Source organism: Candidatus Poribacteria bacterium (assembly GCA_021295755.1).
Taxonomy (GTDB): Bacteria; Poribacteria; WGA-4E; order WGA-4E; family PCPOR2b; genus PCPOR2b.
On sequence record JAGWBT010000144.1, the window covers coordinates 594 to 15,517 of the forward strand.

Consider the following 14,924-nt stretch of genomic DNA (forward strand, 5'->3'; position numbering starts at 1 on the left):
ATGCGAAGTATGCAAGCCGCTTACTACCTATACCAAAACGGTTTCCAAAATGTGAAAAGTTTGACCGGTGGAATTGACCAGTGGGCAATTGAAATTGATCCCACACTAAATCGCTACTGATTCTTAGAGAGGATTAAAATGTTTGTTGAGTTTGAAGATAGAACTGGAATCCTTGAACGGGTGGAAATGGAAATTGAGGAACCGTGCCCAATCTGTTGCGGTATGCTGTTTCTCATTGACGAATCCAATACGGAGAGCGGATATCGTTGTAGTAGCTGCAGCGTCCTGTTCGAGCCTGTAGACGATGATGACCTGTAAGACAAACTGCCGAATCTTCATTTAGGAGTTACACTTGAGCCCCGGTGCTACGATCGGGATTCAAAGCAATCGCCCGCGCACCTCTTACCTCTCCGTAATCTCAAAGAAGATCCCCACGCCTTAATTTTTTGCTCTCCACTTGACCACACCTTGCGTTGATATCCGTACCGCCTCCCTTCCTTCTCCTTTCTTTTTTGACCGAAACCCTTCATTTCCAGATAGATAGAAATTGGCTTGAGTATGTTTTTGGTTTCTGTGCTGTTTTTTTAAGGAACGATTGTGTGATAAAATCTACACCAATCGTGAGTTTGGGGGCCTGTACGGTTTGTTACCCCTTGCCCCTTCAAAACCATTCTCATATTTCTAACATGTACAAGAGTCTACAACCCCGTAATCATCATCTATTTCCTAACAAGGCGAATTAAGGTGCGAAAAAATCGTCAAATACCCCAACTCACCTTATTTGTCACACTATTTGTGGCGACCGGTAGCGGATTGTTCGGTTGTGCCGGAAGAATCAGCGATATTAACATCTTCACTGATACGCAGGAAGTCCAACTCGGAAAACAGTTCTCTCGCGAGATCGAAAAGGAGCTGAAGATTTACTCGGATCCGGTTGTGACAGCGTACATCGACCAACTCGGACAACACCTCGTAAACCATTCCCAACGGCAGAACATCACATACCACTTCAAGGTTGTGAACACCGAAGTTGTCAATGCGTTTGCCGTACCGGGCGGGTACCTCTATGTGAATATCGGGCTAATTCGTGCCGCAGCAAACGAATCCGAGTTAGCGGGGGTGATTGGACATGAAATCGGACATGTGGTCGGTAAGCACGGTGTGAAGCAGATGACCCGACAACTTGGGCTGGCAGCTGTGGCACAATTGGCTCTGGGAGAAGACCAAAGTAAAATCAAACAGATGGTCGCTAACTTGGCTACGAACGGAGTTCTTATGAAGTACAGCCGGGACGCTGAGAGAGAGGCAGATATATACGCCGTCCAAGAGATGTATGACGCTGGGGTTGACCCCGAAGGGATGGCGACATTTTTTGAAAAACTTCTCAAACTCCAGAAAAGCAAACCGTCGAAACTTCAACAACTTTTCTCGACACATCCACTAACTGCTGAGCGGATTGCCGCTGTCCGTGCCCAGATCGCTAGACTACCCCGAAAATCCAATCTGAAGACAGATTCTCGGCGCTTTCACCAAATCAAAAAACGGCTGCCACCACCTTCAAAAACACCGACGGGGAAGCGGTAAGAAACAAACTATGGTGAGTTCTAAAAATATAGTAAACACGAGAAATAAGGAGACATTTACCAAGAACTCCGACCCGATCGAAGTTTCCGAAGTCCCCCTGACAAGAAGTGTATCAATAATTCTAAACTTTACTATAAATAGACACTTCCGCCCCTCTGTGCAGCGATCCCGATTGATCGGGGCAGGTAGGTGCGGTTTTCAACCGCACCGAATAGGCGCCGTTAGAAACAGCGCCTACCAAACGGTAGAACGGTAGTTTCATTTTCCTTACTGCGCCGATTTGGAATGTCTCATTAGTCCTAAGATCCACCATAATAACAAATATCAACGGACGAAAGGAATTTATAGAATGCGCTGGTTCCTACCCATTTTAAGCGTGGTTTTCGTTGTCCTGTTATTCTCTTCAGATACTCAAGGATTTATTTATCGAGAGTTTACCATCCAAGAGATTATTGAGGGGAGCACCAATATCGCGTTTGGAAAAATTAAAAGCGTCGATACCAAGAGAATGAACGCCATCATTGAGGTCGAGGAGGACCTCAAGGGACAAAAACTCGACCAGATTAAGCTCAACATTGCCACCGGTTGGTATGTCCGAGGAAGTTCTCCGCAGAAGATGATCGATCTACTCAAAGTCGGTATGCCCCTCATCGTTTTTTATCAACAGACGTATGTTGTCGAAGCGCTTGGATATTTTGATGGAACGTGGTATAGAAACCGCACGAGAGATCCTAAAGGATGGTGGGTGTTTACTCATCTGTGTCCCTATATGGAGCGGACATTCGATGGAACAACTATGGAATTCCGAGAGGTTATCCGAGCGATTCTCGCAGGTGAGCGATGGGTGGGTGCGCCGGAAGATGCCTTGAAGATATTGACTTTGACGGGAAATACTGAAGCCATGCCCTCTGATAGTCCCGTTCCTGTGCCAACCAACACCGTCAGTTATGAATACAACGCCATCCGATCTGTCCGCAAGGTTGAGAACAGAACGATGGCGTACGAGGCAACCCAAGATCCCGCCTTGCCCGACTTAGACGAAGTGGATATTTTGTGGCTCGGACATCGGGAGATCGCTTATGGCGGCTACCTGCTCAACGAAACAACTGAGAAGAAGATCAAAGCGTTCGTCGAAAATGGCGGGATTGTTATTGTGAGCGGACAGGACGCGGATCGGGAAGAGCCGTTTGAAATCGGTTGGTTGGCGGGAAATGTGAACGGTGTTGAACGAAAGCCGACTCAGGATTTTGCTGTCACAGAGCATGGTCAAAAACTGTTTGCCGAACCGAATGAGATCCAAGCCGGGCGTCTGTATATCGATGACACTTGGACGGATTGGGACAGTGACTTTCAAGTATTAGCGACTTCCAATGACGGACAAGACCTCGTTGTGGGTGTGCGAAAGCACGGCAAAGGCCTGTACATCATCACCAGCCTCCGCAATGATAATCAGTACACCGTTGAAAGAAACAAGAGATTGATCGAGAATATCCTCCATTACGCCGCCAGCCAAGTTCAATAGTATTGACGCGCTAGTCCAACTTTTCAATTACCGATTTGAACAGATGGACCAACGCTTTGAAGCAATGGAGGGATAGATTTCTGGTATTGAGGGACGGATTCTCTGTGATGTTAGGTATTCACTTAGTGGAAGAACTCGCTTCTTATCCAAAACCGAGAACTGACAGCCGAAAACTATGGTGAATTCAAAAAATAAATAAACACTCTCGTCCCCCGGTAGGTGCGGTTTCCAACCGCACCGGTGTGGATTGTCTAATTATGGTGAATTAGAGAAATAAGTGGACATTTACCAATAACTTCGACCTTCACGAAGCTTCCAAAGTCCCCCTGATAGGGGGTTGGGGGATTTAGGGGGTTGGCTGTGCATTAGGAGTGTCTATGTAATTCTAAAATCTACCATAATTCTAACATCCACTATAAATGACCCTAGGGATCATAGTTTTCAAACAAAAGGAAAACCGATGACCTCAACAAACAAACTACCCTCACTGTCCTTACTCCTTTTTTTTGCGATAACCAGCAGCGTCTACCCACAGTGGCTACTTGTGCCGATGGATAATACACAGGTCAATCATCTGAAGGCTTACGGATTGACCTACTGGACGCTAGAAGTTCCACGCGAATATGATGCAAAATGGTTATTAAACTATCGCGGCGGCTCTTTTCTGCTGAATGATTCCCCGGATGTACAACTGAAAGCGCAAGTGATGGGGGTCAGTTTTCAGCCAATCTCAAATGCTGAGTACGGTGCCATCCAAGTAGAAATGGATAACAGCAATATGGATGAGATCTTGCTGGAAAAAGCGCCCAAGATCGCCGTATACGCTCCATCGGAGGATTCGCCCTACCGAGATCCGTGGGACGATGCCGTAAAAATCGCCCTCGAATACGCGGAGATCCCCTACGATACAATTTGGGATAAAGAGGTCGAAGCCGGTGTACTGTTTACGGGGCAGTACGATTGGCTACATCTGCATCACGAAGATTTTACAGGACAGCACGGAAAATTCCACAGCGCGTATAAGGGACAGGTCTGGTATCAGCAGCGCAAACACCTATTTGAGGGAGCTGCAGCGGATGCAGGATTTAACAGCGTGCCGAAGCACAAGGCATACATTACTCAATTAATTCAGGATTACATCGTCAAAGGTGGATTCCTTTTCGCCATGTGTTCCGCACCAGAAACGCTGGATATCGCACTCTCTACAAACGGAGGAAGTGTGGACATCGTTGCCCCTGAACTTGACGGGACCCCACTGGATCCAGGCTATCAGTCCAAGCTCGATTTCAGTAAAACCTTCGCTTTTGAAAGGTTTGTCCTTTACCCCAATCCGAATCGGTACGAATTTTCAAATATTGATAACCCTAGACCAGAGCTCAACCCGCTCTCAGGTCTGGAGGATTTCATCCTGTTTGAGTTTGCCGCAAAACATGATCCTATCCCCACTATGCTCACCCAAAATCATGTCAATCGTGTGCGGGGATTCCTCGGACAAACCACATCGTTCAATGAGAACACTATCCGTGAGACTATCACTATCATGGGTGACATCGAAGGGACCCGCTACGCTAAATACATCCACGGCAAGTTGGGGAAGGGAACCTTCACATTTCTCGGCGGACACGATCCGGAGGATTATCGGCACCTCGTTGGGGAGGGCAGGGTCCCGACCAACCTAGATCTCCATAAACATTCGCCGGGCTATCGGCTGATCCTGAATAATATCTTGTTCCCCGCAGCGAAGAAAAAACCACAAAAAACATAATGCGTGAAACGTAAAACGGGAAACATCAACACTGTGCGTGATAATCCGTAGGTTGGGTTGAACGAAGTGAAACCCAACGCCGTCCCTGTAGGTCGGGCATCTTGCCCGATCTACAAAGCCCAGCGGGGCGATATGTGTATAGCACATCGGTAAAACAATTCACCCAAGCCCCAGCGGGGCGACATGTGTGTCGTAAATTTGGTTATTTCTGATAGATGTCGGGCATGAAAACTCGACCTACAGACTGTTAATGTACTCTTGAACCGATGAACGAATGAATGCTTGAACAATGAGGGAAACGACAACTTTATCAACTCACACCAAAGGTTAAAAAGGAGAATACGATGGGATACTTTTTCCACAAAGAAGATGCAGAAGTCGTTCGGATTGAAGGCGAAGCACCCCGCACACTCTACACCTGTATTGAACCCAAGACAGCGGATACAGAGCATTTTTCGATGGGGTTAGAGGAGATTGATCCCCACAGCGAAATCCCGTGGCATTCGCACGCCGACGCGGAGGAAATCATCTTTGTATTTGGTGGGGAAGGTGTAGGATATGTCGCTGACGAGGTGGCAGACCTGAAACCGGGAACGGTGATTTATCTGCCACCGAAGGTCGAACACCGCTTTGTCAACACCGGCGACACGCCGCTCTGGATTACATGGGCACTATCGCCCCCCGGCTTCGAGACACAAATTCGGCAAGTTGCCGATGGATCTGCTGGGATGGAAGTCTTTAGTGAAACAGAAGATGCGAATCCCGATGGGTGATACCGATGATTGAGCGATACGGTTCCCGAAGATATATCTGGAGATAAATCCGACGAGTTATGAGCGAAGAAAAGAAAGTTTATTTCCGCTACGACGGCGGCACGGTTATCGCTGAAAACGCAGAGACACCGCCCCCGCACTTTCAATGGGATACGCGGGTCGAGAAATGGCGTGCCCTTGCGTTGCACTACCCAATCGCTGTCGAGCAGTTGCGCGAAAATGGGGTCCAGTACACAACGACCGTTCCGAAATACAGAACCATCAAGCCAACGCTCAAGCTGGATTTCGATCTCCACAACTATCAACGGGAAGGGTTGCAGGCGTGGATCGATGCAGGTTGCCTCGGTACAGTTGTTTTACCGACGGGCGCAGGCAAAACGCTTCTTGCCCTCAAAGCCATTGAACATGTGGGACGCAGCACACTGGTCGTTGTGCCGACAATTGATCTGCTCAACCAATGGTACGACCTGCTGACCAACGCCTTCGACCTCGAAATTGGTATCTTGGGCGGTGGATACCACGAACTCCAAGAGATTACCGTCACGACTTATGACAGCGCGTATCGCTACAGCAACGAATACGGCAATCGCTTCGGATTCCTTATTTTTGACGAAGTACATCACCTCCCTTCTCCGAGCTACAGCCACATTCCAGAACTCAGTATCGCTTCGAGGCGACTCGGCTTGACGGCAACCTATGAACGGGCAGACCGAATGGAGGGGAAACTCCGTCAACTGATCGGTGGCGTGGTCTATCGAAAGTCGATTGACGAGCTCAAAGGCGAGTATCTATCAGAATATGAAACCGTTCGGCTCTACGTCGAATTGACTGAGGAGGAGCGGGAGGAATATACACGGGAACGCGCAATCTACCTCGGTTTTCTACGCGATCGAAATATCCAACTGTTTGGCGGGGGCTGGGGCAAATTTGTCCGACTGAGCACACGAGAAAAGAAGGCACGGCGGGCGATGCTTGCATTGAACAGATCCAAAGCCATTGCACTTGAAGCCGAAGCCAAGTTGGTGCTGCTCGAATCCCTACTGAAACAACATCGCAAAGATCGAGTCTTGATTTTCACCGGGAGCAACCGTTTCGCCTATCACATCTCCACGCGCCACCTGCTGCCGACAATTACGCATCAGACCAAAACCAAAGAACGCAAACGGATTCTGGAACGCTTTAACGCCGGCGAATATCCCGCCATCGTTACGTCAAAAGTGCTTAACGAAGGAATCAATGTTCCGGAGGCAAACATCGGTATAATCCTCGGCGGCAGCGGGAGTACGCGAGAATATACGCAACGGTTGGGTCGCATTCTTCGCAAAAGTGAAGGGAAATATGCGATCTTGTACGAAGTGGTGACCAAGGACACACTCGAAAAGAGTGTGTCTCAACGCAGACGACAAAAGCCTGTGAAAAATGATGTGTAACGTGCAAGCCCTGACAGTCTAAAATTTTTGTTTTGAAATGGGTTACTGAACATATTGGATTCGGATTTTCAGTGACAAAAACATAGTAGCTGGGTTACAATAAAGTAAACTACCCTTACATACAAAGAAACGAATTTTCCTGCCCCATTAAGGAGTGGGGTGCTAGCCCTAAGATTCTATGCTTATTATCTGTCTAGTTATAGCTGTGCTCTCGGTCTTCATCGGTGCTGTCATCGCCTTTTATACGCTACGTTCAGATCCTGTCATTTTCGCAATACTCACGGGTTTCACTGCCAGTACCGTTGTGGGCTTAATCGGTTTTTACCTCATACCCCACCTTTATGAAGATCTTGGCTGGGTCAGTCTCCTTATCATGGCAGCCGGTTTTGTCCCAATCTTTCTGATTGAGCGGATTAGCCATCACAATCCTCGATTCCCGATACAGAATCACCGATGGGTCGCGGATTTGACAGTCATTGGGCTATCTATTCACGCACTAACCGACGGATTTAACCTCGCTATTGCAAGCAAAAACGAAGAACTTGGTATCGGGCTTGCCATTGTGATTTTAGTCCATCATCTGCCAATCGCTTTCGTGTTGACGCTGGTATTTCTCAGCGACAACACGCTCATCGCGACAATCGGACGCCGCCTGCCCTTCGGGTCCCGTCTATATCTTAGTTTACGACTCGCATTTATCGCAACCGTTGGACGGCTTCTCCCGCTCTCAATCGCGCCAGTCATTGGTGCGGTCATCGGGGAACGAATTTTGACCGGCGGATTCGGTCAATTTATCGACTACCTGACAGCCTTTGCCGCCGGTACGCTGCTGAATGTGGTAATCGAGAGTTTTCATGGCGGTCACGCATCTCATGCCCACGCTCCGCATTCCGAAGAGGAACATGATCATTCCGAAGAAAAACATTCCCACGAAGCGCGTCCGATGAGAGAAAGAATATTTGCTCTTGATACGGTTACCGGGGCAATGGCTTTCATGGTTGGTTTGCTAGCTGTTTTCTTCTTGACCCGCGATGTAACTCACAGTCATCATGACGTGCATCACTACGATGGCCATCAGCACGGAGACCATCAGCACGCTGATCATGACCACGATCATGACCATTGAATGCTTACCGGCAAACTATTGCGAAGCATATCTACATAGACAGACGCCTTGATTTTTTGATAACTCAACTGTTCAATTGCTCATTGGAAGGATACGCGATATGGCAAAATCTGCATTTGTTCATCTACACAACCATAGCGAATATAGTCTACTTGACGGTGCTTGTCGAATCCCTGACATGATTGAATGGGCTTACGAAAACAGTGCGCCCGCTGTCGCGCTAACAGACCACGGCAACATGTTCGGTGCATGGGAGTTTTACACAAAAGCAAAGGACAAAGGCGTCAATCCAATTGTTGGCTGTGAGGCGTACGTTGCCCCCGGCAGCCGCCATGGGCGCGGCAAGAATCAAGGCAGCCCTTACCATCTGACACTGCTGGCGGAAGATGCGACCGGATATAAAAACCTCATGAAGCTCGGGTCAATCGCCTACCTCGAAGGTTTCTATTCCAGACCCCGCATTGATATGGAAATTTTGCGCGAACACCGCGAAGGGATTATTGCCTTGACAGGGTGTATTCAAGGCTATGTTCCTGCGCTGCTTGCCGCCGATCAGCGCGAAGGAGCGGTAAAAAACTTCCAGATGCTTCAGGACATCATGGGTAAAGATAACCTGTACGTTGAAGTTCAGAATCACGGCATCCCCGAAGAAGCGCGTGCCTACCCTGTGATGGTTGAACTTGCCAACGAACATAATTTGCCGATTGTCGGAACAAATGATTGCCATTATCTTAATAGTACCGACCACACGATGCACGATGTGCTGCTATGTATTCAAATGAAACGTGCGGTGAAGGAAGAAGACCGCATGAGGTTCCTGAATCAGTTTTACTTCAAGAATAATGATGAGATGCACAAAGTCTTAGCGGAGTTTCCCCCTGAGGCAATTACCAATACGCTTGAGATCGCCAACCGCTGCCAACTACAACTCGATTACGGCGAGCACATCATGCCGAAATACCAAGTCCCTGAAGGTTATACGGCGGACTCATACCTCAGCACACTATGCTATGACGCACTCCGTAAAAAATATGGTGAGCTTTCGACCGAGATGAAAAAGCGGCTTGAGTATGAACTGGATATTATCCAAAAAACGGGTTATGCCGGCTATCTGCTGATTGTGTGGGATTATGTCAATTTCGCCCGTGAACGTGGGTTCCCGCTCAACGCCCGCGGTTCGGCGGGTGGAAGTTTAGCGCTTTTCGCGCTTGGCGTTACGACGTTTGAACCGATGAAATATGACTGTATGTTCGAGCGGTTCCTGAACCTAGATCGGATCAGTATGCCCGATATTGACATCGACTTTGGAGATGAACATCGCAAAATTGTCATTGATTACCTGACCGAAAAGTATGGAGCGGAGTGTGTCGGACAGGTGGCAACATTCAGCACGTTTGGTGCGAAAGCCGCTGTCGCCGATGTCGGCAGGGCGCTCGATGTGCCGGTGCAGGATGTTCGGCGAGTAACGCAACTCGTTCCTACCATTCCCGGTGTGACGCTTGACGAGGCACTAGAAGATGTCCCCCAACTTCGTGAGGTCGCCGAAGCATCAGAACCTCCCGAGATGATGGACATCGCCAAATCAATTGAGGGCATGAAGCGGCACGTCTCGATCCATGCATGCGGGGTGGTACTGTCGAACGGTCCGCTGACCGATTATGTTCCCCTCTTTAAGGATAAGCATGACCGCATCGCAACACAATTCGATCTCAAGATGCTTGAAGATGTCGGTATGGTCAAATTCGACTTCCTCGGACTGCGAACCTTGAGCGAGGTCTATGACTGCCTTGCACGGATCAAGACGAATCACGGTGTCGAACTCTCGCTTGAGGAAATCCCATTCGATGACGAAAAGACGTATGGACTCATCAGTCACGGCCTCGTCGGAGGCCTCTTTCAGTTGGAAACCTCGCCGGGGATGCGCCGCGTTATCATGCAGATTAAGCCGAACAACTTTGAGGACTTCATACCCATTCCTGCGCTCTACCGCCCCGGACCACTTGACAGCGGTATGATGGACAGCTTCATTCGTAGAAAACTGAAGGTGGAAAAGGTAGAATATCTCCACCCGACCCTTGAAGACGCACTGAAAAATACCTACGGTGTGTGTATCTATCAGGAACAGGTGATGCAGATCGCGCGGGATATGGCTAACTTTACGCTGGGTGAGGCAGATGTCCTCCGCGATGCGATGGGCAAGAAGAAGATGGATGTCCTCAAGATGCAGCGTGAAAAGTTCATCGACGGAGGAAGCTGAAAAAGTTTTCGATTACCTCGAACCCTTCGGTCGATATGCCTTTAACCGATCCCACACCGTTGCTTATGCAATTCTCTCCTATCAAACCGCTTATCTCAAGACGCACTACCCCCGTGAATTCATGGCGTCGATGATGACCGGCGAATCGGCTGACAGCGACAAGATCCGAAAATATATCGCTGAATGTAGCCAACTGTCCGAATACCTCGAAACGCCAATCCAAGTCCTGCCGCCGGACATTAGCAGCAGTAGCAAAGATTTTACCGTCGTTGGCGACGACATCCGCTTCGGACTTGCTGCGGTCAAAAATGTCAGCGAAATCGCGCTTGAGGCGATTGTCGAAGCGCGGGAGCAGGGCGGTTCGTTCAAATCGCTCCAAGACTTTTGCGAACGGGTCGATACAAAAGTGGTCAACAAACGGGCGATTGAGAGTCTGATTATGGCGGGAGCATTTGACGCACTTGATGGACATCGGGCGCAACAACTCGCAAGTCTTGAGCAGACTATGAAAGTGGCTCAGAGTGCCCAGCAAGACAGGGAGAAGGGGCAAATGGGACTTTTCGGGGCGGTTGAAGAGATGCCGATAACACAAGTAGAGTTGGCTGATGCACCAGAATGGTCACATGCCGATATACTGAGGAATGAGAAAGAACAACTCGGCTTCTATCTGTCTGGACACCCACTAGAGCAGTATGACGATATTATGAAATACTATACTACGGTTACTTCCCAAACGCTTGGGGAACCTCCAAACGGGACAGAGGTATATGCCGCCGGTCAGATTGTATCCCTCCGTCTCACGAAGACGAAGAAGGGCGATCCGATGGCAATTCTCGTTGTTGAGGACTTGGAGGGGACTACGGATGTTGTTGTTTTCCCGGAAGCCTACAAGGCTTCGCGTGAGGCTATAGAAGAAGACGCGGTGGTATGGATTCGGGGTAACGTTGGCGAAAATCGGCGGAGAAATGGCGGGGGCGATGACGAAATAGAAGAGGACACCCATCAGATTCTGGCAGAAGAGATTTTGCCCATTGATGCGGTGGTCGAGCGATTGACATCAGCGGTGGAAGTCACGATCCCTGAAAGCGATGCCGCTAATCAACAGAAGCTCGATACACTGCGGAATATCTGCGTGCGTGCGAAGGGCGACCACGATCTCATCCTACGGCTGCTTACTCCCAAATATGGTGAGGTCATTGCACAGTGCAGCGCACGCTACAATATTTCATATCCGTCTCAAACGGTGTCGGAAATTGAAGCGCTCTTCGGCAGCGACTCCGTTAAGCCGAGCAATCGCACCATCCGTGTCGGAGAGAAAACCTCGTCAATGAGTTATGTCGAATAGATTGTAGCCGTACACAGATTTCATCGGGGGTTCATGTTAAGAAATTGTGCAACAGAAACTGATTTATGGTGAAATCTATAAATCAGTTAATTCCCCCCTGATAAGGGGGGGTAGGGGGGTTAAGTGCCCATCTGTAATGTATAATCATGGTGAATTCAAAAAATAAATAGACACTTTCGTCCCCCGGTAGGTACGGTTTTCACCCGCACCGGTTTGGAGTGTCTCATTAATTCTAAGGTCCACTATAGTTCATTTTTCACGTTTTACGCATCACGTTTCACGCTCTTAGTATTTTGCATTTTCTTTTGACTGAGTTTCATCGGGATTGTTACCTGTATACTACCGCGAGCTATCCAATGACTGTTGTTCCAAGAATTATCGAAGAAGAACTGCGCTTCAAATTCTATAGCGGAAAAACATTTTTCCTCGCCTATAATAGGGGCTATACCCAATACGGCGATATGTACAAATCGCGTCCCGATTTCTACCCTGTTTACTCTCCGAGCGGACGCGAAGTCACATCTACCTGTGCCTATCGTTATAATCATCACAAGTCGATTTTTATCGGCCATGCAGATGTGAATGGAATTAACTTCTTCCACGACAACAATCCAACCCGATCAAACCTCGGTGACATTGTGTTGGAACAGAGCCAGCATGAGATTGATGAGAGCGGCATTCATGTCATGACGCATAACGGCTGGATAACGAAAGCAGATGTGCGTCTGTTGGAGGAGGAGCGCAACTTCACAGTGATTCCCGGCGAGGGAGCTCATATCATTGACTTGACAAGTACACTGATTGCCAGCCAAACGGATCTGACGTTTGCACAAGATAACCACGCATTTCTCGGTGTGCGTGTTGCCGATACAATGGACGTGGAAGATGGAGGAACAATCCTCAACGCCAACGGTCAACGCAACGAGGAAGAGGCGATGGGACAGTCCGCCGATTGGACAGACTACAGCGGAGTTGTTGCCAGTCAAACAGTCGGTGTGACACTGATGAACCACCCATCGAATCCGCCTTCAGCGTTCTTTACGCGAAACTACGGTACGTTTCTAACGAACTTCACCTTGCTAGACCGATACCAACTCTCCCGTGGTGAAAGTTTGACACAACGGTTTCGGATTCTCATCCACGAGGGTGATGCAACCAATGCTAATGTTGAGCGTTATTATAATCAGTTCATTGAAACGCCGCCGCGTTGGTAAGTGGTCTTTTGTACCACAATCTGTTAGATTGTGATCCAGCCCGTAAACTAACAGTTTGCGCTACATTTGGCAGATTGCCCGATGATTATAGCGTTTGCCGAATTAGCAACAGCAAAATGTCAACACGCCCTAGGCATTGAAAATCCATCATTTTTCAAGTTGAATTACCTTACTCCTTGCTCCAGCGGAGCGCAATGGACAGGGAGAATTGTTTCAGTGAACTAATGAACCAATGAACCAATGAACTAATTAACTTAATATACTAGGTCTCGACCATGCCTCTAGAAGCTCAAGTACAGCAGTTTAAGGAAAACTTCAAACGAGTGGAGGCAGAGATTCACAAGCGCATCGTTGGACAAGATGAGGTAATTGAAGGCGTGCTACTCTGTCTCTTTGCCAATGGGCATGCGCTCCTTGAAGGTGTCCCCGGCTTAGGCAAAACACAGTTGATTTATACCCTGAGCGAGGCACTCAGTTTGTCGTTCAACCGAATCCAGTTTACGCCGGACATGATGCCATCGGATATCACAGGGACAATGCTCCTCGTCGAAGATAACCAAGGGCGGAAGCAGTTTGAATTTCAGCAGGGACCTATTTTCGCACAGATTATCCTTGCAGACGAGATTAACCGGGCGACACCCCGTACGCAATCTGCGCTGCTGGAGGCGATGCAGGAACGTACTGTGAGCGTCGCACGGACCAGTTATAAACTGGAAGAGCCGTTCTGTGTGCTTGCGACTCAGAATCCTATTGAGATGGACGGAACGTACCGTTTACCAGAGGCACAACTGGATCGGTTTCTGTTCAAGCTCCAGATTAATTTTCCAGACGAAGCTCAGCTTGGTGAGATCCTGCGACGAACAACAGCCGAGGTGGAGACCTCTATTGGGAAGATTAGTGATGCAGAGACGATTCAGTCAATGCGTCAACTCGTCCGGGGCGTGCTGATCGCTGAACATGTGGAACGCTATATCATTCAGCTTATCCGCGCTACGCATCCGGATAACCCCGACAGCCCAGAGATGACGAGGCAGTATGTTGAATTGGGTGCGAGTATTCGTGGGATGCAGGCGATTACGTTAACAGCGAAGATCAAGGCGCTGCTTGATGGGCGTTACAATGTTGCTTTTGAAGACGTACAATCGGTTGCACTGCCAGCCTTACGCCATCGTATCATTTTGAACTTTGAAGGTGAGGGAGAGGGCATCCAGACCGATGATATCATTAAGAATATTATGAGTTCCTTATAAACTGGTGCAGTTTGGTACAGTTTTTACATTGGCTCATGTAAAGAAATGGTGCAACTGAAACCGATTGAATTTATGAGTTCACTCGTTTAGTAATGAACCAATGAACAAAGGGTTTTCACGTTTTACGCATCACGTTTTACGCTTTTTGTGTGTTGCACTTTCTTTTAACATGAGTCTTTACATTTTACCTATTACTCTTGACATCTATCTATTTTTGACATCTATCTATGTGGTACTTATTTGAAGAATCATTTTCCAATATTCGACACGGCGGTTTTGTTAGTTTCCTAAGTATTGTAATTATCACCCTGACAGTCATAATCGGGAGCGCGTTAATCCTAATTAGCAACTATCTACGCGAGCAAATTGAAGGTCTTAAAGACAGACCAGCAATGATTGTCTTCCTTAAAGACAGGGTCGGTGAGTCCCAAGGGCGGGAATTTCGTAGCCAACTTGAGAAGATCGATTGGGCTGCAACCGTGACTTATATTTCTAAAGAGGAAGCCCTTGAACGGGGTGAGGAGATGTTTGGTGAATTTGGAAAGATCCTCACAGAGGGCTTTGCAGATAGTAACCCATTCCCCGCCTCGCTGGAGATTTATATCACAGATACCTTAGTCGCTCCGGAAAAATTGTTGCAGCATGTCACTCAGATTCG

General features: G+C 48.2%; 12 protein-coding genes. All 12 read left to right on the forward strand.

What is annotated here, in order from left to right:
- Positions 1-138 precede the first annotated feature (138 nt).
- On the forward strand, positions 139-318 hold the full coding sequence (locus J4G02_18460) for a hypothetical protein (GenBank protein ID MCE2396518.1): 180 nt from the start codon (positions 139-141) through the stop codon (positions 316-318).
- 426 nt (positions 319-744) lie between these two features.
- Complete coding sequence (locus J4G02_18465; protein ID MCE2396519.1) at positions 745-1,584, forward strand: M48 family metalloprotease; 840 nt, start codon at positions 745-747, stop codon at positions 1,582-1,584.
- A gap of 349 nt (positions 1,585-1,933) precedes the next feature.
- Positions 1,934-3,106, forward strand: coding sequence for a hypothetical protein (locus J4G02_18470; protein MCE2396520.1), 1,173 nt, complete (start codon positions 1,934-1,936; stop codon positions 3,104-3,106).
- Between the two features lie 460 nt (positions 3,107-3,566).
- Positions 3,567-4,871 (forward strand): asparagine synthetase B, encoded by a 1,305-nt coding sequence (locus J4G02_18475; GenBank protein ID MCE2396521.1) that lies wholly within the window; start codon positions 3,567-3,569, stop codon positions 4,869-4,871.
- 344 nt (positions 4,872-5,215) lie between these two features.
- Positions 5,216-5,644 (forward strand): cupin domain-containing protein, encoded by a 429-nt coding sequence (locus J4G02_18480; protein MCE2396522.1) that lies wholly within the window; start codon positions 5,216-5,218, stop codon positions 5,642-5,644.
- A gap of 59 nt (positions 5,645-5,703) precedes the next feature.
- The gene (locus J4G02_18485) at positions 5,704-7,074 is read left to right on the forward strand and encodes a DEAD/DEAH box helicase family protein (protein ID MCE2396523.1); all 1,371 of its coding nucleotides are present in this window, start codon (positions 5,704-5,706) and stop codon (positions 7,072-7,074) included.
- A 178-nt stretch (positions 7,075-7,252) separates the two neighbouring features.
- Positions 7,253-8,200 (forward strand): hypothetical protein, encoded by a 948-nt coding sequence (locus J4G02_18490; protein ID MCE2396524.1) that lies wholly within the window; start codon positions 7,253-7,255, stop codon positions 8,198-8,200.
- A 100-nt stretch (positions 8,201-8,300) separates the two neighbouring features.
- Positions 8,301-10,457 (forward strand): DNA polymerase III subunit alpha, encoded by a 2,157-nt coding sequence (gene dnaE / locus J4G02_18495; GenBank protein ID MCE2396525.1) that lies wholly within the window; start codon positions 8,301-8,303, stop codon positions 10,455-10,457.
- Positions 10,411-11,802: a hypothetical protein gene (locus J4G02_18500; protein MCE2396526.1), complete on the forward strand. Its 1,392-nt coding sequence runs from the start codon at positions 10,411-10,413 to the stop codon at positions 11,800-11,802. The genes dnaE and J4G02_18500 overlap by 47 nt, the downstream gene beginning before the upstream one ends.
- 356 nt (positions 11,803-12,158) lie before the next feature.
- Positions 12,159-13,016 (forward strand): PmoA family protein, encoded by an 858-nt coding sequence (locus tag J4G02_18505; protein ID MCE2396527.1) that lies wholly within the window; start codon positions 12,159-12,161, stop codon positions 13,014-13,016.
- 275 nt (positions 13,017-13,291) lie between these two features.
- A complete protein-coding gene (locus tag J4G02_18510; GenBank protein ID MCE2396528.1) occupies positions 13,292-14,266 on the forward strand; it encodes a MoxR family ATPase in 975 nt (324 codons plus the stop codon).
- 227 nt (positions 14,267-14,493) lie between these two features.
- The coding region (locus J4G02_18515; protein ID MCE2396529.1) for a permease-like cell division protein FtsX at positions 14,494-14,924 on the forward strand (431 nt) is incomplete at its 3' end.

What these genes read in the sequence shown, in the direction of transcription:
- J4G02_18460 (MCE2396518.1), top strand. Translation starts at nt 139, where the DNA reads ATGTTTGTTGAGTTTGAAGATAGAACTGGAATCCTTGAACGGGTGGAA.
- J4G02_18470 (MCE2396520.1), top strand. Translation starts at nt 1,934, where the DNA reads ATGCGCTGGTTCCTACCCATTTTAAGCGTGGTTTTCGTTGTCCTGTTA.
- J4G02_18475 (MCE2396521.1), top strand. Translation starts at nt 3,567, where the DNA reads ATGACCTCAACAAACAAACTACCCTCACTGTCCTTACTCCTTTTTTTT.
- J4G02_18480 (MCE2396522.1), top strand. Translation starts at nt 5,216, where the DNA reads ATGGGATACTTTTTCCACAAAGAAGATGCAGAAGTCGTTCGGATTGAA.
- J4G02_18485 (MCE2396523.1), top strand. Translation starts at nt 5,704, where the DNA reads ATGAGCGAAGAAAAGAAAGTTTATTTCCGCTACGACGGCGGCACGGTT.
- J4G02_18490 (MCE2396524.1), top strand. Translation starts at nt 7,253, where the DNA reads ATGCTTATTATCTGTCTAGTTATAGCTGTGCTCTCGGTCTTCATCGGT.
- dnaE (MCE2396525.1), top strand. Translation starts at nt 8,301, where the DNA reads ATGGCAAAATCTGCATTTGTTCATCTACACAACCATAGCGAATATAGT.
- J4G02_18500 (MCE2396526.1), top strand. Translation starts at nt 10,411, where the DNA reads ATGTCCTCAAGATGCAGCGTGAAAAGTTCATCGACGGAGGAAGCTGAA.
- J4G02_18505 (MCE2396527.1), top strand. Translation starts at nt 12,159, where the DNA reads ATGACTGTTGTTCCAAGAATTATCGAAGAAGAACTGCGCTTCAAATTC.
- J4G02_18510 (MCE2396528.1), top strand. Translation starts at nt 13,292, where the DNA reads ATGCCTCTAGAAGCTCAAGTACAGCAGTTTAAGGAAAACTTCAAACGA.